Raw genomic sequence first — 19241 nt, 5'->3', positions numbered from 1 at the left:
TGCGGTCCGCTTTTCGATGCTACAGCAGCCGCGGCCATGAGTTCGACCGACCCCAAAACGCTCCTTCCCGCCTCGATTGCCGACCGTGTTGCCTCGCTCTCCGTGAAAGAGGGGCGCGCGATCGCCGTTGTGGACGCTGGGGGGATGGGCACGAAAGAGCGCGGCGAAATCGAGGGCGCGATCACCGAAATCCTGTCGGCCAAGGAAGGGATTTCAGACGTCCGTGTCGTCATGACGGCGGAGCGCAAGCAGCGCCGCATCATCGCTGTCGGCAGCGGCAAGGGCGGCGTTGGCAAGTCCACGCTGACCGCAAACCTCGCCATCGCCCTCCAGAAGGCGGGGCGAAAGGTCGGGCTGGTCGATGCCGACATCTATGGCCCATCGCAGCCGGTAATCCTGGGCAATCAGGGGCAGAAGCCGGTGGCGCGCGATGAAAAGCTGGTGCCGGTCGAAAGCGCTGTCGGCATTCCCGTGCTTTCCATGGGCCATCTGGTCGAACCGGGCCGGGCGCTGGCCTGGCGCGGTCCCATGGCCGGCAATGCGCTGTCGCAACTGATCGATGCGCATTGGGACGATGTCGACACGCTGCTGGTCGACCTGCCGCCGGGCACGGGCGACGTACAGCTCACCATGCTCCAGCGCTTCAAGCCGATGGGTGCGGTCCTTGTGTCGACGCCGCAGGACCTGGCGCTGATCGATGCCGCGCGCGCAGGTCAGCTGTTCGACCAGGCGGGCGTGCCGGTTATCGGCCTCGTTGAGAACATGGCCGGCTACGCCTGCCCGCATTGCGGGGAGGTCTCCGATCCCTTCGGCAAGGGCGGGGTCGAGACCGCAGCGGGCCGTCTCGAACTGCCGTTCCTGGGCCGTATCCCGCTCGATCTTGCCATCCGCCAGGGGAGCGATGCGGGCAAGCCGCCTGCTGCCGGCGATGACGCTCTGGCGCGGCCCTTCCTCGATATCGCCGCCAAGGTCGACGCATGGATTGGCGCGCAAAGCTAGACGACCTCCCGGTCAGCCGCCGCCAGTTGCTGGCCGGCGCGGCAGTAGGCGGCGGCCTTGCGGTCGCCTGGTGGCTTTGGCCGAAACACTACGACAGTCCGCTGTCGCCGGGCCCCAACGAGCGCGATTTCGGCGGCTGGATCACCATCGGGACCGATGGCGTCGTTACCGTCGCGGTACCGCAGCTCGAAATGGGGCAGGGCGTGACCACCGTGCTGGCTCAGGTCGTTGCAGTCGAGCTTGGGGCGGATTGGCGCCAGATCGCCATCGAGCCTGTCCCGCCTTCGGGCCTTTACGCAAACGTGCCGCTGGCGGCGAAATGGGCGCCCCTGTGGTCGAACCTGCCGAGCTTTGCGAGCGATCCCGATAGCCGGCTGGCCGAGAATTTTGCACGGGACAACGGGTTTGCCGTGACGGCGGATGGCTCCTCGCTCACTGCCTACGAGCAACCCCTGCGCGAGGCGGCCGCCGCCGCGCGCGCCATGCTGGCCATGGCCGCCGCCGACCGCTGGGATGCCGATTGGGAGCAATGCGAGGTAACCGGAGGCCTGGTGCGTTTTGGCGAGAACCAGCTGGGCTTCGGCGCGCTGGTGGAGGAGGCGGCCGGCTATGCGCCGCCGGACCCGCCGCCCTTGCGGGTCGAACCGGCGAGCGAGGATATCTCGCCCGCCGAAGCGGAACTCGCGCCCCAATATCCCCGCCTCGACCTGCCCGCCAAGGTCGACGGGAGTTTCCTGTTTGCCGGCGATGTTCGCCTGCCGGGGCTTGTCTACGCCTCCATCCGTCATGGCCCTCTTGGGAAGCCGGACCTGTCCGCTTTCGAAGCGGCAGCGGTTGAAGGAATGCAGGGGCTCGTGGGCGTGGTGCGCTCCAAGCGCTACCTCGCGGCCGTGGGCGAAAGCTGGTGGGTCGCGGAGCAGGCGCTCAAGCGCATGCGCCCGGCCTTCGCAGGCCCGCCGGCAGTGGAAAGCGCCGCCGCGCTCGAAGCGCTCGACGCAGCGCATGACGAGGGTGAGCCGTCCCGCGCGCTGGAAGTGGGCGATGCCGATGCCTTGCTGGCGCGCGCCGACTATGCCCAAAGCTATTCGGTTGGCCCTGCTGTCCATGCGAGCATCGAGACTGCCAGCGCCACGGCGCGTTTCGATGGCGACACGCTGGAATTATGGATAGCAGCACAGGCGCCCGAGCAGACCCGCAAGGCCGCGGGCAAGGCCATCGGGCTCGCCCCGGAGAAAGTGGTGATCTATCCCACGGCGGCGGGCGGCAGCTTCGACTCGCGGTTGGAGCGGCGGCACGCGATCGAGGTGGCGCAGATTGCCAAGGCCATCGGCCGGCCGGTCAACCTGACCTGGCCGCGCGTTCAGGAACTGCAATCGGTCCCCGTCCGCACGCCGGTCAGCGCACGGATGGAAGCGGCGTTCGTCCCGGCGAGTGGCGGACGCATCGCGGCCTGGCGCGCGCGCCTTGCCATGCCGGCCACCGCGCACGAATTCGGCGAGCGGTTCTTCGATAACAAGACGCCCGATGCGGCCATGGAAAACGCGCGGGGCGAGACCGATGTCCTGGCCTGCGCGGGGGCAGTGCCGGCTTACGGCATCGAAAATGTCGCCATCGATCACCTGTCCACCCCGCTTCCGTTTCCGACCGGGCGGATGCGCGGGAACGCAAACGCCTACACCGCCTTCTTTACCGAGAGCTTCGTTGACGAATTGGCGGAACGTGCCGGACGTGATCCCTTCCTCTACCGCATGGAAATGCTGGGCCAGTCGGCGCGCATGGCCGATGTGCTGCGGCGCGCGACCCGGCTCGCGAACTGGGACGGCGGACGCCGCGGGACCGGGCAGGGCCTTGCCATGCTGCGGATGGGGTCGGGCGAAGCGGGCGGCCATATCGCCTGCGTCGCCCAGGCCAGCCTCGGCGATGGAGGGGTTCGCGTGACCCGGCTCCACGCCGCCGTCGATATCGGGCGAGTGGTCAACCACGATATTGCCCGCCAGCAGATCGAGGGCGGGCTGCTGTTCGGCCTCTCGCTCGCGACCGGGTCCAGCATCGTCTATGAAGACGGCAAGCCGGTTCCCAGTCGCCTCGCCGCTCTCGGCCTCCCGACGCTTGCGGACAGCCCCGAAATCGTCGTCGAGTTCCTTTCGAGCGATGCCCCGGCCTTCGATCCGGGCGAGCTGGGCGTGGCCGTCGCACCGCCCGCCATCGCCAACGCGCTTTACTCTGCAACCGGCGTGCGTTTCCGCCGCCTGCCCCTGCTTTCGGAGGGTCTATGACCTGGCAACCGCAATCCCTTCCCGCCGGTCACCCCCCGGTCAAATCGGGCGGCGTCGGCGTGCTCGTCGTCAATCTTGGCACGCCCGATGCGCCCGAAAAGGGCCCGGTGAAACGCTATCTGGCGGAATTCCTGTCCGATCGCCGGGTGGTCGAGATCCCGCCCATCGCCTGGCAGCCGATCCTGCGCGGGATCATCCTCAACACCCGCCCCAAGAAGAGCGCGCACGCCTATAGCCAGGTCTGGACCGAAGAAGGCTCGCCGCTTGCAGTCATCACGCGCAAGCAGGCCGAGGCCATGCAGGCGCGGCTTGGCGAGGGCGTGATGGTCGACTGGGCGATGCGTTACGGCACGCCCTCTATCCCCGAGAGGATCCAGGCGCTGATGGACGCGGGCTGCGAGCGCATTTTGCTTGCGCCGCTCTACCCACAATACAGCGGCGCGACGACTGCAACGGTAGTCGACAAGGCGGCGGACAAGCTGAAGGAGATGCGCTGGCAAGCATCCTTGCGGACCCTGCCGCCCTATCACGACGATCCCGCCTATATCGATGCGCTGGCGAGCGATATCGACCGGCAGCTGGCCGCGCTCGATTTCGAACCCGAAGTTCTTCTGCTGAGCTTCCACGGCATGCCGCAGCGTACCTTCGACCTCGGCGATCCCTATCACTGCCACTGCCAAAAGACTTCGCGCCTCTTGCAGGAAAAGCTGGCGCGTCCAGGGCTGCGGTTCCGCACGACCTTCCAGTCGCGCTTTGGCCCTGCGAAATGGCTGGAACCGGCGACCGACACTGTCCTTGAGGAAGAAGGCGCAGCAGGGACCAAGCGGCTTGCCATCGCTGCGCCCGGTTTCTCGGCCGACTGCCTCGAGACGCTGGAAGAGCTGGCCATCCAGGGCAAGGAGCAGTTTACCGAAGCCGGCGGCGAGCAATTTGCGGCGCTGTCCTGCCTCAACACGTCGGATGCGGGGCTCGCAATGCTGGAAATTCTGCTTCGGCGCGAACTGTCAGGGTGGATTAACGATTAGAATTTACTTACACTGCGGTAAGTTGTCAGGAGCTACCTATGGCCACCCTAGCGCCGCACCAACCCACCGAAGCCGTACCCTCCCACTGGACCGAGGGTAACCCGGACCCGGACGAGCTTTCCCATATCCCGGGCGAAGCTGGCTGGCCGATCGTCGGCAACACCTTCAGGATGCTCGCCGACCCGCATGGCATGGCCAAGAAGATGGTCGCCAAATACGGCAAGGTTTACAAGAACAAGGCCTTCGGTGGCTGGAACGTCGCGCTGATTGGCGCCGATGCGAACGAGCTGGTGCTGTTCGACCGGCAAAAGCTGTTCTCCAGCGAGCAGGGCTGGGGCCCTATCCTCGACCAGCTGTTCCCGCGCGGGCTGATGCTAATGGATTTCGACCATCACCGCATGGACCGCCGTGCGCTGTCGATTGCGTTCAAGCCCGGCCCGATGCGCCATTATGCCGGCGCGCTCAATCGCGGCATCGCCAAGCGGATGGATGAATGGGGCGCAGGCGAGATGCGCTTCTACCCCGCGATCAAGGAGCTGACGCTCGACCTCGCGGCAGACAGCTTCATCGGCATCCCCTGGGGGCCGGAAGCGGACACGATCAACCGCGCGTTTGTCGACATGGTCCAGGCCAGCGTTGCACCGGTGCGCAAGCCGCTGCCCTTCACGCAGATGAAGAAGGGCGTCGATGGGCGCGCCTATCTCGTCGACTATTTCACCAAGGAAACGCACCGCCGCCGCGCGGAAGGTGGCGGGCAGGACATGTTCAGCCAGTTTGCCACCGCCGAATACGAGGACGGCAGCCTGATGCCGGTCGACGAGGTGGTCGACCACATGAACTTCCTGATGATGGCCGCGCACGACACGATCACCTCTTCGGCGACCTCGCTGTTGTGGCTGCTCGCCAAGAACCCCGAGTGGCAGGACAAGCTGCGCGACGAGATCGAGAGCGTCACCGGCGGTGTCGATGCCGATGGCCGCGTGCGCGACCTGGCCTATGATGATCTCGGCAAGCTCGAACTGACCGAGATGGCCTTCAAGGAAGCGCTGCGCTTCATCCCGCCGGTCCCCTCAATGCCGCGCCGTGCGCTGCGCGAATTCGAATTGGGCGGCTACCGGATCCCCGCCGGTACGCCGGTGGGCATCAACATCCACTGGACGCACCACAGCGAGGAATATTGGGACGAGCCCGAAAAGTTCGACCCGATGCGCTTCACCCCGGACAAGGTGAAGGCGCGCCACAAATACGCCTGGGTGCCGTTTGGCGGCGGCGCGCACATGTGCCTCGGCCTCCACTTCGCCTACATGCAGGTGAAGGTCCTGATGGCGCAGATGCTGCCGCGCTACCGCGTGGAGCTGACCGATGGCGATCCGGAGTGGCAGGCCTGGCCGATCCCCAAGCCCAGGGACGGGCTGAAGCTCACTCTCAAATCCATCACCTAGTCATTGCGAGGAGCCGCAGGCGACGCGGCAACCCAGGCGTATTGGAACTGGATTGCATCGCTGCGCTCGCAGTGACTGAGCATCAAAAGTCGATGGCAATCCCGTCCTTGACCCAGTCGCCATAGCGCGTCGGGCTGAGCTCTTCTTCGTTCGTGCTCTTCTTGGGCTCTGGCGGAGGATCGTTGGTCCAGTGGGCCGGCTTCTTGAAGCTATCGGGCCGTTTTGTTGCGCGCTCGGTCATACTGTTCAAATGCGCAGGCTGGCGCGCGGTTTCAAGTGCGCGTAGAGGGCGCGGCCAATGGCACAACCCCAAGGTATCCACGCGCGCCGCGCCGCGCTGCGCCTGCTCGATGCGGTCCTGCGCCGCGGCGAGACGCTCGATGTCGCCTTCAATGGCGCGACGAAAGACGTGCGCAAGTTCGAGGACAAGGCGCTCGCCCGCGCCATCGCCAGCGAAGTGCTGCGCTGGATGGTCGACCTTGACGCCCTAATCGATAGCGCCACGAAGAAGCCGCTACCCGATGATGCCAAGGCGCGCACCGTGCTGCGCATGATGCTTGCCCAGTGGCTGCGGCTCGGCACGCCGCCGCACGCGGTGGTGGCAACCGGGCTGGACCTGCTCGCCGGCGGCCCGCGCAGGCTCGCGCATGGCGTATTCTCGACGCTGACCAAGCGCGAGGCGAGCCTTCCCGAGGTACCGACGCTCCCTGTCGATGTGGCGGAACGCTGGGGCGAACGGGCTCCGGCCATCGCCGCAGGCCTCGCCGAACCACCCCCGCTCGACCTGACGCTGCGCGACCCGGAAGAGACCGAACGCTGGAAGGTCCAGCTTTCCGCTGACAGCCTGATGCCCAGCCATTTGCGCCTCCCCCGCGGCGAGAGTGTCGAGAAGCTCGCAGGCTATGCGGAGGGCGCATGGTGGGTGCAGGACCTCGCCGCCTCGCTCCCGGCACGAGTCCTCGGTGCGGGCGAAGGACGCCATGCGCTCGACCTGTGCGCCGCGCCGGGCGGCAAGACGCTGCAACTGGCGGCGCAAGGCTGGCAGGTGACCGCGCTCGATATCTCGAAACGCCGCCTCGATGTGCTGAAGGCCAATCTCAAGCGGACCGGGCTGAAGGCGGGCGCGGTGCGCGCCGATGCCCTTGCCTGGGAGCCCAAGCACCAGTTCGACGCGATCCTGCTTGATGCGCCCTGTACCGCGACCGGCACCGCGCGCCGCCACCCGGATGTCCTGCACCGCATCGGCGCGCGCCAGATTGAGGAGATGGCGGAGCTTCAGGCGGCCCTGCTCGAACGGGCGGTTGGCTGGCTCAAACCCGGCGGGACACTGGTCTACGCCACCTGCTCGCTTGAGCGGGAGGAGGGCGAAGAGCAGGCGGCACGCGTGGCGCTGGCGCCTAGCCCGATTGATGCAGGCTCTCTGCCAGCGGGCATCGCGCCGACGGCGGAGGGCTGGCTGCGAACCGATCCCGGCATGATTTCGGACGAGGGCCGCCTCGACGGCTTCTTCGTCGCACGCTGGACGAAGACCTAGGCGTCTTCGACCCGGTAGGTGATGGCGGTGCACTCGCGTCCCGATTGGTGCAGCGCCATCTCGATGGCTGAACCGGTTTCGGCCACTCGCTCGATTTCGAACGGCACGCCCAGTTCGACATAGCGATCGAAGCGGATTTCGGCCTCGGTGACGCGGAAGGACTTGCCTGCGCGCAGTAGGCTTACGAACTGGCGTGCGACCTCTGCAAGATGTGCCGAGTTCACGTGGTCGCCCGAGCCGTCGAGCCAGGGGTGGGCGGGCGGCATGGCGTTCTGCGCGTCGAGCAGCCCCTCAGCCTTGCCTTCGTGCAGTGGACCGAGGAAGGGGTGCTCGCCCTCGGCAAGGCCCAGCGCATCGGGGTGGGCGTAAGCGAAAACGGCCGATGCGCTCTTGGGATTGGGCTCCTTCGCCTTGCTGCGCCACTTCTCGAAATCGCGCGTGCGAAACACGACCCCGCGCCCGTCGAGGCGGCAGATCAGCCGGTCCTGCGCGTCGAACAGGTCGATCGAGAAGCTCTCCTGTCCATCGATCTGTGTGCGCTGGTAGAAGCCATGCGCCATGCGTCCGGCCTCGGGTTCGCCACAGGTCCAGCGCGTCCAGGTGAGGGCGGACCATTTCTCCGGGTCCCAGGTGCCGAGCGCCATCGCGCTTTCGACCGACAGCCAATAGCTCGCCGCCTGGATTGCGCCGGGATGCTGCGGCCCGATCAGCGTCCAGGGCCACAGTGTAGCGTCCTGCGAGCAGGCGAAGGTGACGCGTCCGTCCTCGTGGACGCGGTGGTCGCTGGTAAAGTTCTTGGTGTGCGGCGCGGGCATGGTCTCGAACCTTGCAGGCTACGGCCCTGCAAGACAATCCCGCAAAGAAGGTCGCTAGGCAGGTGCCCCGATCGCTTCGGCCAGCATGGCCCCCGAAAGGAAAGCGCCTTCGACGCGCGGAGCAACCAGCCAGTCGCCGCAGACACCAAGGCGCTGCGAGGCATCCCAGACATAGTCGCGGCCCGCGGCACCCGACTTGGCGAAGCGCCATCGATGCGCGCTTGTGACGAGCGTCGGAGGCAGCGGACCACCGACTGCGTCCTCGAGCGCGGCCATCAGAGCGCGAGCGACCACCTCGGCGTCCTCTTCAAGATGCGCGCGCGACCATTCGGGCGATCCCTGCACCACCCAGCACTCGCCTTCATCCCGGCCCGGCTTTGCGCTATTGCGCGCTGCCCAGCCGATGGGCTCCGCGTGGCGAAGCGTGTCCTCCAGGCCCTCAAGCGGGGCGGCAAAACTGACCATGAGAGTCCAGCACGGGTCGGACACGGTTTGCCCGGCGAGGGCGCTGGTCTGCGCATCGTGACCGGCCAGCATGGGCGCGGCCTGCTCCGCCGGAAGCGCGACAATCGCAGCTTCGAACAGCGTGTCAGGCGCGCCGTCGCCGGTCAGCTTCCAACCATCCGGCAGGCGCTCGAGGCTCTCGACCCGCACAGAAAATTGTACGTCCAGCTCCTCGGCCATGGCCTTGAGCGGGGCGTTCATCGCGGGGCTGCCGACCCATGCGTCATCGCCAGCGGCAGGCCACCGCGCGGCCACTCCCGCGCTTTCCCACTCATTTACTTGGGCGATGAAGCGCGGGTCGCGCACGGTGAAGTATTGCGCCCCGTGGTCAAAGCGCAGCGTGGTGCCTTCGTGCTCCATGCGGCGGGTCGCCATGCGGCCGCCGGGCCCGCGCCCCTTGTCGAACAGGCAGACCTCGTGGCCGCTGCGGGAAAGGTGCAAGGCGCAGCTCATGCCGGCCATGCCGGCGCCGATGATGGCGATCCGCATAGGGGTCTGGCGCTCAGGCGTCTTCCTTGAGGTACTTCTGGAAGCTCTTCCTGAGCTTCATCAGCTTGGGCGGGATGACCGCGAGGCAATAGGGATTCCGCTGGCCTTCGCCTTCCCAGTATTCCTGGTGGTAATCCTCGGCCGGGTACCATTCGCCGCCCTCGACGGTGGTGACGGCCTCCTGCCCGGGATGCTCCTCGTTCCAGCGCGCAATGGCGGCGCGGGCCTCTTCTTCCTGCCCTTCGAGCGGAAAGATCGCGCTGCGGTACTGCGTGCCGACATCGTTGCCCTGGCGGTTGAGCTGGGTCGGGTCGTGCGTGCCCATGAACACGTCGTAAAGCTGGGCGAGGGTGATGACTTCGGGATCGAAGGTGACCCGCACGCCTTCCGCATGGCCGGTGGCGCCGGTGCAGACCTCCTTGTAGGTCGGGTTCGCCTGGTGGCCGCCGATATAGCCGCTTTCCACCTCGCTCACGCCGATCACGTCTTTCATCACCGCTTCGGTGCACCAGAAGCATCCGCCTGCGATAATTGCCTGTTCTTGCGCCATGTCAGTCTCCTTGTGCAGGGGAGATAGGAAGCCGTCTTCTCCTTGTCATCCACCCATTGCACGTTCAGAAGGCCCGACAGGATTTCACGAGGAGAGAAAACCCCATGCGCCTTTTCCTAGCCGCCGCTGCGCTTGTCGCCGCTCCCCTGGCCGCCCCCCTTGCAGCCGACGATCACGCGCCCACCCTTGCAGAGGTGCTGGCGAGCGACCTTCGCGCCGATGACCGCGGCCGCGACCAGTATCGCAACCCGGCCGAAACGCTGGCATTCTTCGGGGTCGAGCCGACCATGACCGTGGCCGAGTACGGACCCGGTGGCGGCTGGTACACCCGCGTGCTCGCGCCATACCTGACGCCGGCCGGCAAATACCTTGCCTTCGACCAGGACAGCGATGGCCGGACCTACCAGAACCGCGCCCAGGAAGCGCGCGCCAAGGGCTGGACCGAACGCTTCACCACCGCCGCTTCGGAAATGGACGGCGTCAACGGCGATAATCTGTCTGCTTTCGAAATCGACGAAATGCCCGAAGGCGTCGAAGGCACGGTCGACCGCGTGCTGATCTTCCGCTCGATGCACGGCCTCAACATCGGCAACCGCGCCGACGACGTGCTGAAGGCCGCCCGCAAGATGCTGAAGGACGATGGCATGGTCGGCGTCGTCCAGCACCGCGCTCCGGAAGGCGCGAGCTACGACGATTACGGCGCCCGCCAGCGCGGCTATATGCGCAAGCAGGACGTGGTCGCGATCTTCGAAGCCAACGGTTTCGAGCTTGCCGGTGAGAGCGAAATCAACGCCAACCCGAACGATCCCGCCAACTGGGAAGGCGGCGTGTGGACCCTGCCGCCGGTGCTGCGTTACGGCGACCAGGACCGCGAGCGTTACATGGCGATCGGCGAAAGCGATCGCATGACGCTTCTGTTCAAGAAGGCCGACTAAGACTAGAGGGCGGCGCATGAGAACGCTTCGTGTAGCCGCCCTCCAGCTTCCGCTCGCCCGTCCCGAGGCAGCGGACAATATCGCCGCCGTTTCCGAGCTGGTCGAGGAAGCGGCGAGCCAGGGCGCGCAGGTCATCCTCCCGCCCGAATTGTTCGCCGGCGAGTACTTCTGCCGCGAGGAAGCCGAAGAGCTGTTCGCGCTGGCGCATCCGACCGCCGAAAGCCCGAGCGTCAAGGCCATGCAGGACATTGCCGCCAAGCTGGGCGTGGCAATCCCGACCAGCTTCTTCGAGCGCGACGGGCACCACTACTACAATACGCTGGCGATGATCGGCCCGGACGGCGCGATCATGGGCACCTATCGCAAGAGCCACATCCCCGACGGGCCGGGTTACGAGGAAAAGTACTATTTCCGCCCGGGTAACGACGGCTTCAAGGTGTGGGATGTGTTTGGCGCGCGCATCGGCGTCGGCATCTGCTGGGACCAGTGGTATCCCGAATGCGCCCGCGTCATGGCGCTCATGGGTGCCGAAGTGCTGTTCTATCCCACGGCCATCGGCTCCGAGCCCTATGACGCGGACCTCGATACCAGCCGCATGTGGCGCCGCGCGATGATCGGCCATGCGGTGTCGAACTGCATGCCGGTATGCGCCGCGAACCGGATCGGCCACGAAGGCCCCGCCGACCGCCAGCAGAGCTTCTACGGCCACAGCTTCATTTCCGACGAATGGGGCGATCTGACGCAGGAATTCGGCGCCAGCGAAACCGGCGTCCTGGTCGAAACGCTCGACCTCGACCGGGCGGCCAAGCACCGCGCAGGGATGGGCTTTTTCCGCGACCGTCGTCCGCAGCTTTACGGGCGGATCAGCGAGGATATCTGAGCTTGGGCGGCGGTATCGACCAGTCCCAGCTCGACCGGCTCTTCACCGCGGCCCTTGAGGCGGCGATTGCACGGATCGAGAAGGACCGGACGTTCTTCCCGCTTATCTTCGAACTGCGTGAGACGGGCGCGGTGCACAATGTTGCCGTGCTTGAAACCGAGGCCATCGAAGGCGCGCAATCGGTGCTTGACCGCTTTGCCGCCTTGCTCCGACCGCGCGCGGCAGAAGGCACGATCCGGGCGGCGGCTATCGCGCTGCACCGGGCCGACGACAAGGCCATCGAGATACGTCTCAGGGCGGCCAATTATTCGAGCGACATTCGCGTGCCTTTCGAACTCGAAACGCGCGGCCTGATCCGCAAGCAGCGCGCTGTCACACTTGGCGAATTTGCCGCCCGGGAAGCCGAGAACGATATTTTCTAGCTGCCCGCGAGTTCCTTCAGCACGATGCTCCAGTGGTCGAGGCCAGCGTAGAAGGCGTCGACCCGCATGCGTTCGTTGAGGCCGTGGGCGTAGACATCTTGCGGCCGGCTCGCGCCCGCGCCAATCGCGACCGTATCGTAGCCGCGCGCGCGGTAGTGCATGCCGTCGGTACCGCCCGAAGACATGGTGGGCACCATCGGGATGGGCGTGCCGAATCGCGCGGCGAGCGATTTGGACAGGGCGGCACGGGCTTCGTCGGGAAAGGCGCTCATCGGGCTTTCGGTGGCTTCCGCGCGCTGGGCGATGGTCACCGCCTCATTGCCGATCACCTCGGCCAGCGTGGCCTTGACAGAATCAACGCCTTCGCCCGGGAAGACGCGGCAATTGACCGTGCCCGTTGCCGACTGCGGGAGGGCATTCTCCGCGTGACCCGCCTTGAGCATGGTGGCGACGCAGGTCGTGCGCAGCGTGCCCACGAAGCCGGGGTTCGCGCTGATGGTGGCGATCGCTGCCTCGTCAGTCGGATCCGCCGAGAAGGCCCGCATGGCCGCGCCCAGTTCGCCCGGGATGGTCTGGCCAAGCGCACCGAAATAGGTGCGCGTCAGCTCGCTTTCGCGCACCGGGAACTCGTGCTGCGATACCTTGAGCAGCGCTTCGGAAAGCTCGTAGATCGCGTTGTCGGGGCGGGGGCGCGAGGAATGGCCGCCGGGATTGGTCACTGTCAGCTCGAAGGTGACGTAGGTCTTCTCCGCCATCTGCACCGACTGGGCGAGCGGGGAGAAGTCATCGGCAAGGCCGATTCCGCCGGCGTCCGAGTTGAGGATATAGGCAGGGTCGACATTCTCCGCGACCCACTGCGCCTGAGCGCGGGTGGAGATCATGCCGGTTTCCTCGTCGCCCGAGAATACGAGATAGAGGTCCCGGCCGGGGGTCCATCCTTCCTCCTTAAGACGGATGAAGGTGCTGGTGAGGTTGGCGACGCCGTATTTGTTGTCCTGCGTCCCGCGTCCGAAGAAATAGCCGTCGTCCTCGATCAGCGTGAAGGGATCGCGTTCCCAGTCTTCGGGCAGGGCGTCGACCACATCCATGTGCGCGAGGAGCGCGATCGGCTTCTTGCCCAGGCTTCCATCGCCGCGATAGCGCACGATGAGGCCCTGCGTGGGATCGCCGTCGCTGTCGTAATCGGTGACCATGATGTCTTCGCTCGCGAAGCCGGCGGCGGCCAGCTTGCCGGAAAGATAGGCGACCATGTCGTCCATCTGGCCGTGCCCGCGCGCGGTGCGGAAGGCGATGATGTCGCGGTAGATTTCGAAGGTACGCTGTTCGTGCGCCGTGCGCTCGTTCGAAGTGTCGTCCTGCGCGGTCGCGGCCTGTCCCGTCATGGCCAGCGCGCCGGCGAGCAAAATCGCCTTGATCCTCATGTCTCCGAACCCCTCCCGATTGGCTGTTTGGTCGGCGGAGGCTAGGGCGGGCCCATGCGCGAAGCAAGCAAGCATAGCTATCTCATTGCCCTCGGTTCGAACCGTCGCCTGCCCGGTATTGGTCGCCCGCGCTCGGTTCTCGATGCGGCTGTCGGGGCGCTTGCCGGAGAAGGCTGGGATATCGAGGCGGTTTCGGACTGGATCGATAGCAATCCGGTTGGCCCTTCGCAGCGACGCTATGCCAATGGCGCGGCTGTTGTTGGGGGCGATCTCGAGCCCCCCGAAGCGCTGGAAAGCCTGCAGGCGATCGAAGCCCTGTTCGAACGCGATCGCCGCGGCCAGCGCTGGCGGGCCCGTACGCTTGACCTCGATATCGTGCTGTGGAGCGGCGGGGCGTGGCACACCGCAGGGCTGGCGATTCCCCACCCCCTTTTCCGCACACGCGAGTTTGTGCTGAAACCGGCCGCTCAGATAGCGCCCTTTTGGCGCGATCCGGTGACGGGCCTTACGCTTCGCCAGCTCGCAGCGCGCGCTTCCTGATCGGTTCGGCCGGGTTGCCGCGATAGATGGTCATCGCCTCGGCATCGCCGAACAGCGCGCCCCGCGCGGCCAGCACCGAACCTTTGCCCATGGTGACGCCCGGGCCGACAAAGGCCTCGGCTGCGACCCAACATTTCTCGCGAATGGTGACGGGCTTCAGGACAAGCTGGAAATGCGGGTCGGACGTGTCGTGCGTGCTCGCACACAGATGTGCGCGCTGCGAGATCACGCTGTCCGATCCCACCGCAATGCGCCCCTGGTTGTAGAGGCGGGCACCCGGGCCGATCAGCACGTTGTCACCCAGGTCCAGATTGGCCGGCAGCCAGATATGCACGCTCGCATGAACGCGGCAGCCGCGGCCCAGCCGTGCACCGAAGGCTCGCAGGATCAGCGCGCGCCAGGGGTGGAAAACCGGCGGGGTCCAGCGGGCAAGCAGCAGCCAGCATGCCGCCCAGACGACGCGCGCGAGTCGGTTGCCGAGCGAGAACGAGGGCCCGCCGACGCGGCTTCCCGCGCGCTTTGCATCCAGCGGTTCCAACCCGATTTCCCCTCGCGCAGCCATGATTGTGCACTGGTAGGGCCAAGCCTTCATGCAAACAACCATGACCCGCTTGACCACCTGCACCGACGCCCCTAGGGCACGCGCCGTGGTCGGGCCGTTAGCTCAGTCGGTAGAGCAACTGACTTTTAATCAGTAGGTCGCTGGTTCGAACCCAGCACGGCTCACCACCACCTTCCGCCCAAGAGGCCGGAGCACCGGTCGAACGAGACCGGAGCACATATTTCATGAAGACCCGCGCAGCCGTCGCCTTCGCCCCGAAACAGCCGCTCGAGATTGTCGAGCTGGACCTCGAAGGGCCCAAGGCGGGCGAGGTGCTGGTCGAAATCATGGCCACCGGCATCTGCCACACCGATGCCTACACGCTCGACGGCTTCGACAGCGAAGGCATCTTTCCCAGCGTGCTGGGTCATGAAGGTGCTGGCATCGTGCGCGAAGTCGGTGCGGGCGTCACCAGCGTGAAGCCCGGCGACCACGTGATCCCGCTCTACACGCCCGAATGCCGCCAGTGTAAGTCGTGCCTTTCGGGCAAGACCAACCTGTGCACCGCCATTCGTGCGACACAGGGCAAGGGCCTGATGCCCGACGGCACCACGCGCTTCTCCTACAAGGGCGAGCCGATCTTCCACTACATGGGCTGCTCGACCTTCTCGAACTTTACGGTCCTGCCCGAAATCGCGGTCGCCAAGATCCGCGAGGACGCGCCGTTCAAGACCAGCTGCTACATCGGCTGCGGCGTTACGACGGGCGTGGGCGCGGTGACCAACACGGCCAAGGTGCAGGTGGGCGACAATGTCGTCGTATTCGGCCTCGGCGGCATCGGTTTGAACGTCATCCAGGGCGCGCGGCTGGCGGGCGCGAACATGATCGTTGGCATCGACATCAACCCTGATCGCGAGGAGTGGGGCCGCAAGTTCGGCATGACCCACTTCCTCAACACGAAGGGCATGAGCAGTGACGAGGTGGTCGCCAAGATCACCGAGATGACCGACGGCGGGGCGGACTACACCTTCGACTGCACGGGCAACACCGATGTCATGCGCACTGCGCTCGAGGCCTGCCACCGTGGCTGGGGCACCTCGATCATCATTGGCGTCGCCGAAGCGGGCAAGGAAATCGCGACGCGGCCGTTCCAGCTGGTAACGGGCCGCAACTGGCGCGGCACGGCGTTCGGCGGGGCCAAGGGCCGCACCGACGTTCCGAAAATCGTCGACTGGTACATGGACGGGAAGATCGAGATCGACCCGATGATCACCCATGTCCTGTCGCTTGAAGAAATCAACAAGGGCTTCGACCTGATGCATGCAGGCGAATCCATCCGCAGCGTGGTGGTGTATTAATGGCAGACAAGCTTTATCCCGATGCCGCGGCGGCCCTCGACGGGCTGCTGACGGACGACATGCTCATTGCGAGCGGCGGCTTCGGCCTTTGCGGCATTCCCGAGCGGCTGCTCACCGCGATCCGCGAGAGCGGGGTGAAGGGCCTTACCTTCGCCAGCAACAATGCGGGAATCGACAACGAAGGCATCGGCATGCTGCTGCGCACGCAGCAGGTGAAGAAGATGATCTCGTCCTATGTCGGCGAGAACAAGGAATTCGAACGCCAGTTCCTCTCCGGCGAGCTCGAAGTTGAGTTCTGCCCGCAGGGCACGCTTGCTGAACGCATGCGCGCAGGCGGCGCGGGCATTCCCGGCTTCTACACCAAGACTGGCGTCGGCACGCAGGTTGCCGAGGGCAAGGAGCACAAGGATTTCGACGGCGAAACCTACATCCTTGAACGCGGCATCTTCGCCGATCTCGCGATCGTGAAAGCGTGGAAGGCCGACGAGACCGGCAACCTCGTGTTCCGCAAGACCGCGCGCAACTTCAACCTGCCAGCCGCGACCTGCGGCAAGGTCTGCGTGGTCGAGGTGGAAGAGATCGTGCCGACCGGCAGCCTCGATCCCGACTGCATTCACCTGCCGGGCGTCTACGTCCAGCGCATGATCGTGGGCGCACCCTACGACAAGAAGATCGAATTCGAGACGACCCGCGAAAGGGAGAGCGCATAATGGGCTGGGATCGCAACCAGATGGCCGCCCGCGCGGCGAAGGAACTGGAAGACGGCTATTACGTCAACCTCGGCATCGGCATCCCGACGCTGGTCGCCAACCACATTCCCGAAGGCATGCATGTTACGCTGCAGAGCGAGAACGGCATGCTCGGGATCGGGCCGTTCCCTTATCCGGACGAAGTGGATCCGGACCTGATCAACGCGGGCAAGCAGACCATTAGCGAACTGCCGCACAGCGCCTATTTCGACAGCGCGGCGAGCTTTGCGATGATCCGCGGCGGGCATATCGACCTGACGGTGCTCGGCGCGATGGAAGTCGCGGCCAATGGCGACATTGCCAACTGGATGATCCCGGGCAAGATGATCAAGGGCATGGGCGGCGCGATGGACCTCGTCGCCGGCGTGAAGAAGATCATCGTGGTGATGGACCACAACGCCAAGGACGGCAGCCCCAAGTTCATTCCCGAATGCACCCTGCCGCTGACGGGCCAGAACGTGGTCGACATGATCATCACCAATCTCGCCGTGTTCCACCGTCCGGACCACGACAGCAAATTCCGCCTGATCGAGCTCGCCCCCGGCGTCACGGCAGAGGAAGTGGCCGAGAAGACCACCGCCGAATACGAGGTCGCGCTCTAGGCCATGGCGGCGCTGGAAAAGGTCGAGGAGCATCGCAGCCACTCCGGCGTGCAGGGCGTATATCGCCATGGCTCGACCAGCACCGGCACCGAGATGACCTTCTCGGTCTTCGTGCCTGAGCACGAGGAGGGCGCGAAGCTGCCGGTATTGTGGTTCCTCTCGGGCCTCACCTGCACCCACGCGAACGTGACCGAGAAGGGCGAATACCGCGCCGCCTGCGCCGAACACGGGGTGATCTTCGTCGCTCCCGACACCTCGCCCCGCGGCGAGGATGTGCCCGACGACGAGGCCTACGACTTCGGCAAGGGTGCGGGCTTCTATGTCGATGCGACCGAGCAGCCTTGGGCAAAACACTTCCGCATGCGCAGATACGTCGAGCAGGAGTTGCCCGCGATTCTGGCCGAGCATTTCCCCGTGGACATCGATCGGCAGGGCATCACCGGCCATTCGATGGGCGGGCACGGAGCGCTCACGATTGGTTTGCGCAATCCCGATCGCTTCCGTTCGGTCAGCGCCTTTTCGCCGATCGTCAGCCCGCTGAACTGTCCCTGGGGCGAGAAGGCCCTGGGCGGCTATCTCGGCCCAGACCGCGATGGATGGCGTGAATACGATGCGTGCGCACTGATCGAAGACGGGTCGCGGCTCGAACACCTGCTAGTCGATCAGGGCACAGGCGACGATTTCCTCGAGAGCCAGCTCAAGACGCACCTGCTTGCCGAAGCGTGCGAGAAAGCCGGCATGCCCGTCGAAATCCGCATGCAGCCGGGCTACGACCACTCCTATTATTTCATCTCGAGCTTCATGGCCGAGCATGTCGGCTGGCATGCGGAGCGGCTGAAGGACTGATTTTCGTCATCTTCGGGAAAGCTTGGGACTACCGGAACGTTGGTGCCCCATGTTCTTCGAAGAAACCTGGCTCGACCTCCTCGCCCGCGCTGTCATCCTCTCCGCCATCGGATTAGTCTGGGTCACCGCCGTGATCCGGGTGATCGGGCTACGGTCGCTGTCCAAGATGACCAATTTCGACTTCGTGGTGACGGTTGCCTCGGGGTCGCTGCTGGCGGGAGCGGTGCAGGCCAGCGAATGGCCGGCGTTCGCTCAGGCTCTCCTCGCGTTGGCCGCCCTGTTCGGGCTTCAGTATCTCGTCGCGAACCTGCGGCAATCCTCTGACAGCTTCGAGGATGCCATTCAAAATGGCCCGATCTTCCTGATGTACGAAGGCAAGTTCTGCGACGGCGCGCTTGAGACTTCACGCGTGGCCAAGGACGATGTCATCGCCAAGCTGCGCGAGGCCAATGTCCTGCGCATGGACCAGGTGCGCGCGGTCGTGCTGGAGACTACAGGTGATATCTCGGTCCTCCACGGCGATTGCCTGGAGGACGCGCTGGTCGACGGGATTGACAGGCCCTGAGGCGTCAGTTCCTGCTGTCGAGGTGACGGGCGAGGGCAACCCCGCCGGTGATCAGGAACGGCACCAGCACGAGGCTCAGCGCGACCTTGGCAATGACTTGGCCGATCAGCAGGTCGGTGATGTCGAATTGGCCATAGAACGCCAGCGTGATGAAAATCACCGAATCGATCGCCTGGCTAAGCGCCGAAGCAATCGCGCCGCGGACCATCAGCGAGACGGTCGAGGCGCCTTCGCCCGACCCGCGCAGGCGCGAGAAGATCCACACGTTCAAGAGCAGCGAGACGATGTAGGCGGCCGGCCCTGCCATCCACACGCGCCATAGAGTTGCATGCACCCGCTCGAACGCCGCAAGGTCTTCACCACGGAATTCGACCATCTCCACCGAAGCGGGCAGGTTCAGCACCAGCTGCATCAGCAGCGATGCAATCAGCAGCGGGATGAAGCCCCACCACACGATCCGGTTGGCGAGCTTTTCGCCGTAGAGCTGGGCGATGGTGCTGGAGATTACGACCAGCAGCAGGAAGGCGAAGATGCCCGATTCGACCGCCAGCTCGGTCGGCCAGAGCTGCACCTGCTTGAACGCGAGGACGCCTGCCAGCACGGTCATCCCGCCATAGAGCAGGGTGTAGACGAACAGGCCCAGCGGCATGGCGGCGGCGGCAAGCCGGGTTTCGTTATGGGCTTCGGTCATGGACGGGCCTTGTGCTTAAGTCGGGGACGGGTGGACCATCCGCAAAGCGCGAAAATT

Annotated in this window: 21 protein-coding genes and 1 tRNA gene; 15 read left to right on the top strand and 7 right to left on the bottom strand. The window is 65.5% G+C overall.

The window, feature by feature from the left end; translation table 11 throughout:
- The first annotated feature begins 36 nt into the window (after positions 1-36).
- Genes KUV82_RS13020 through KUV82_RS13005 form a run of 4 tightly spaced genes read left to right on the top strand, consistent with a single transcriptional unit; the run spans position 37 to position 5742 of the window.
- A complete protein-coding gene (locus KUV82_RS13020) occupies positions 37-999 on the top strand; it encodes an Mrp/NBP35 family ATP-binding protein (protein ID WP_219954673.1) in 963 nt (320 codons plus the stop codon).
- Positions 978-3275, top strand: coding sequence for a xanthine dehydrogenase family protein molybdopterin-binding subunit (locus KUV82_RS13015; protein WP_219954672.1), 2298 nt, complete (start codon positions 978-980; stop codon positions 3273-3275). Before KUV82_RS13020 ends, KUV82_RS13015 begins: the two co-directional genes overlap by 22 nt.
- Complete coding sequence (hemH, locus tag KUV82_RS13010; RefSeq protein WP_219954671.1) at positions 3272-4300, top strand: ferrochelatase; 1029 nt, start codon at positions 3272-3274, stop codon at positions 4298-4300. Before KUV82_RS13015 ends, hemH begins: the two co-directional genes overlap by 4 nt.
- 38 nt (positions 4301-4338) lie before the next feature.
- Complete coding sequence (locus tag KUV82_RS13005; protein WP_219954670.1) at positions 4339-5742, top strand: cytochrome P450; 1404 nt, start codon at positions 4339-4341, stop codon at positions 5740-5742.
- Between the two features lie 82 nt (positions 5743-5824).
- On the opposite strand, the gene KUV82_RS13000 is transcribed toward KUV82_RS13005, so the two are convergent.
- Entirely contained in the window at positions 5825-5983 is a 159-nt protein-coding gene (locus tag KUV82_RS13000) for a DUF1674 domain-containing protein (RefSeq protein ID WP_219954669.1), read from the bottom strand.
- 57 nt (positions 5984-6040) lie between these two features.
- On the opposite strand from KUV82_RS13000, the gene KUV82_RS12995 reads away from it, so the two are divergent.
- Entirely contained in the window at positions 6041-7276 is a 1236-nt protein-coding gene (locus KUV82_RS12995) for an RsmB/NOP family class I SAM-dependent RNA methyltransferase (RefSeq protein WP_219954668.1), read from the top strand.
- Here KUV82_RS12995 and KUV82_RS12990 read toward each other — a convergent pair.
- The 3 genes from KUV82_RS12990 to msrA are packed head-to-tail and all read right to left on the bottom strand — an operon-like array spanning position 7273 to position 9634.
- On the bottom strand, positions 7273-8091 hold the full coding sequence (locus KUV82_RS12990) for a hypothetical protein (protein WP_219954667.1): 819 nt from the start codon (positions 8089-8091) through the stop codon (positions 7273-7275). The two genes, KUV82_RS12995 and KUV82_RS12990, sit on opposite strands and share 4 nt — an antisense overlap.
- Before the next feature lie 54 nt (positions 8092-8145).
- Positions 8146-9084, bottom strand: a complete 939-nt coding sequence (locus KUV82_RS12985; protein WP_219954666.1) for an NAD(P)/FAD-dependent oxidoreductase — start codon at positions 9082-9084, stop codon at positions 8146-8148.
- 13 nt (positions 9085-9097) lie between these two features.
- Positions 9098-9634 carry a peptide-methionine (S)-S-oxide reductase MsrA gene (gene msrA, locus KUV82_RS12980; RefSeq protein WP_219954665.1) on the bottom strand — a complete coding sequence of 179 codons (537 nt, stop codon included), beginning with the start codon at positions 9632-9634 and terminating at the stop codon, positions 9098-9100.
- Positions 9635-9738: 104 nt separating this feature from the next.
- Between msrA and KUV82_RS12975 the strand changes: the two genes are divergently transcribed.
- The 3 genes from KUV82_RS12975 to KUV82_RS12965 are packed head-to-tail and all read left to right on the top strand — an operon-like array spanning position 9739 to position 11871.
- Positions 9739-10569 (top strand): class I SAM-dependent methyltransferase, encoded by an 831-nt coding sequence (locus KUV82_RS12975; RefSeq protein ID WP_219954664.1) that lies wholly within the window; start codon positions 9739-9741, stop codon positions 10567-10569.
- Positions 10570-10585: 16 nt separating this feature from the next.
- Complete coding sequence (aguB, locus tag KUV82_RS12970; RefSeq protein WP_219954663.1) at positions 10586-11449, top strand: N-carbamoylputrescine amidase; 864 nt, start codon at positions 10586-10588, stop codon at positions 11447-11449.
- 2 nt (positions 11450-11451) lie between these two features.
- Entirely contained in the window at positions 11452-11871 is a 420-nt protein-coding gene (locus KUV82_RS12965; RefSeq protein ID WP_219954662.1) for a hypothetical protein, read from the top strand.
- Here KUV82_RS12965 and KUV82_RS12960 read toward each other — a convergent pair.
- Positions 11868-13292, bottom strand: coding sequence for a M20/M25/M40 family metallo-hydrolase (locus KUV82_RS12960; RefSeq protein ID WP_219954661.1), 1425 nt, complete (start codon positions 13290-13292; stop codon positions 11868-11870). The genes KUV82_RS12965 and KUV82_RS12960 overlap by 4 nt on opposite strands.
- Positions 13293-13346: 54 nt before the next feature.
- On the opposite strand from KUV82_RS12960, the gene folK reads away from it, so the two are divergent.
- Entirely contained in the window at positions 13347-13832 is a 486-nt protein-coding gene (gene folK, locus KUV82_RS12955) for a 2-amino-4-hydroxy-6-hydroxymethyldihydropteridine diphosphokinase (protein ID WP_219954660.1), read from the top strand.
- On the opposite strand, the gene KUV82_RS12950 is transcribed toward folK, so the two are convergent.
- On the bottom strand, positions 13798-14370 hold the full coding sequence (locus KUV82_RS12950) for a putative colanic acid biosynthesis acetyltransferase (RefSeq protein WP_258319760.1): 573 nt from the start codon (positions 14368-14370) through the stop codon (positions 13798-13800). The genes folK and KUV82_RS12950 overlap by 35 nt on opposite strands.
- Positions 14371-14485: 115 nt before the next feature.
- Between KUV82_RS12950 and KUV82_RS12945 the strand changes: the two genes are divergently transcribed.
- The 6 genes from KUV82_RS12945 (at position 14486) to KUV82_RS12920 (ending at position 18493) form a co-directional block, all read left to right on the top strand.
- Positions 14486-14561 (top strand) — tRNA-Lys (locus KUV82_RS12945).
- 57 nt (positions 14562-14618) lie between these two features.
- Entirely contained in the window at positions 14619-15731 is a 1113-nt protein-coding gene (locus KUV82_RS12940) for an S-(hydroxymethyl)glutathione dehydrogenase/class III alcohol dehydrogenase (RefSeq protein ID WP_219954659.1), read from the top strand.
- The gene (locus KUV82_RS12935) at positions 15731-16441 is read left to right on the top strand and encodes a CoA transferase subunit A (protein ID WP_219954658.1); all 711 of its coding nucleotides are present in this window, start codon (positions 15731-15733) and stop codon (positions 16439-16441) included. The genes KUV82_RS12940 and KUV82_RS12935 overlap by 1 nt, the downstream gene beginning before the upstream one ends.
- Complete coding sequence (locus KUV82_RS12930) at positions 16441-17082, top strand: CoA transferase subunit B (RefSeq protein ID WP_219954657.1); 642 nt, start codon at positions 16441-16443, stop codon at positions 17080-17082. The genes KUV82_RS12935 and KUV82_RS12930 overlap by 1 nt, the downstream gene beginning before the upstream one ends.
- A 3-nt stretch (positions 17083-17085) precedes the next feature.
- Complete coding sequence (gene fghA / locus KUV82_RS12925; protein WP_309148081.1) at positions 17086-17928, top strand: S-formylglutathione hydrolase; 843 nt, start codon at positions 17086-17088, stop codon at positions 17926-17928.
- A 49-nt stretch (positions 17929-17977) separates the two neighbouring features.
- Positions 17978-18493 (top strand): DUF421 domain-containing protein, encoded by a 516-nt coding sequence (locus KUV82_RS12920; protein ID WP_219954656.1) that lies wholly within the window; start codon positions 17978-17980, stop codon positions 18491-18493.
- 4 nt (positions 18494-18497) lie between these two features.
- Here KUV82_RS12920 and KUV82_RS12915 read toward each other — a convergent pair whose 3' ends face one another.
- A complete protein-coding gene (locus KUV82_RS12915) occupies positions 18498-19184 on the bottom strand; it encodes a queuosine precursor transporter (protein ID WP_219954655.1) in 687 nt (228 codons plus the stop codon).
- Positions 19185-19241 lie beyond the last annotated feature (57 nt).

It is taken from the genome of Qipengyuania flava, from assembly GCF_019448255.1.
In the GTDB taxonomy this organism is placed as follows: Bacteria; Pseudomonadota; Alphaproteobacteria; order Sphingomonadales; family Sphingomonadaceae; genus Qipengyuania; species Qipengyuania flava_A.
This window is presented reverse-complemented; position numbering and strand designations above follow the sequence as displayed.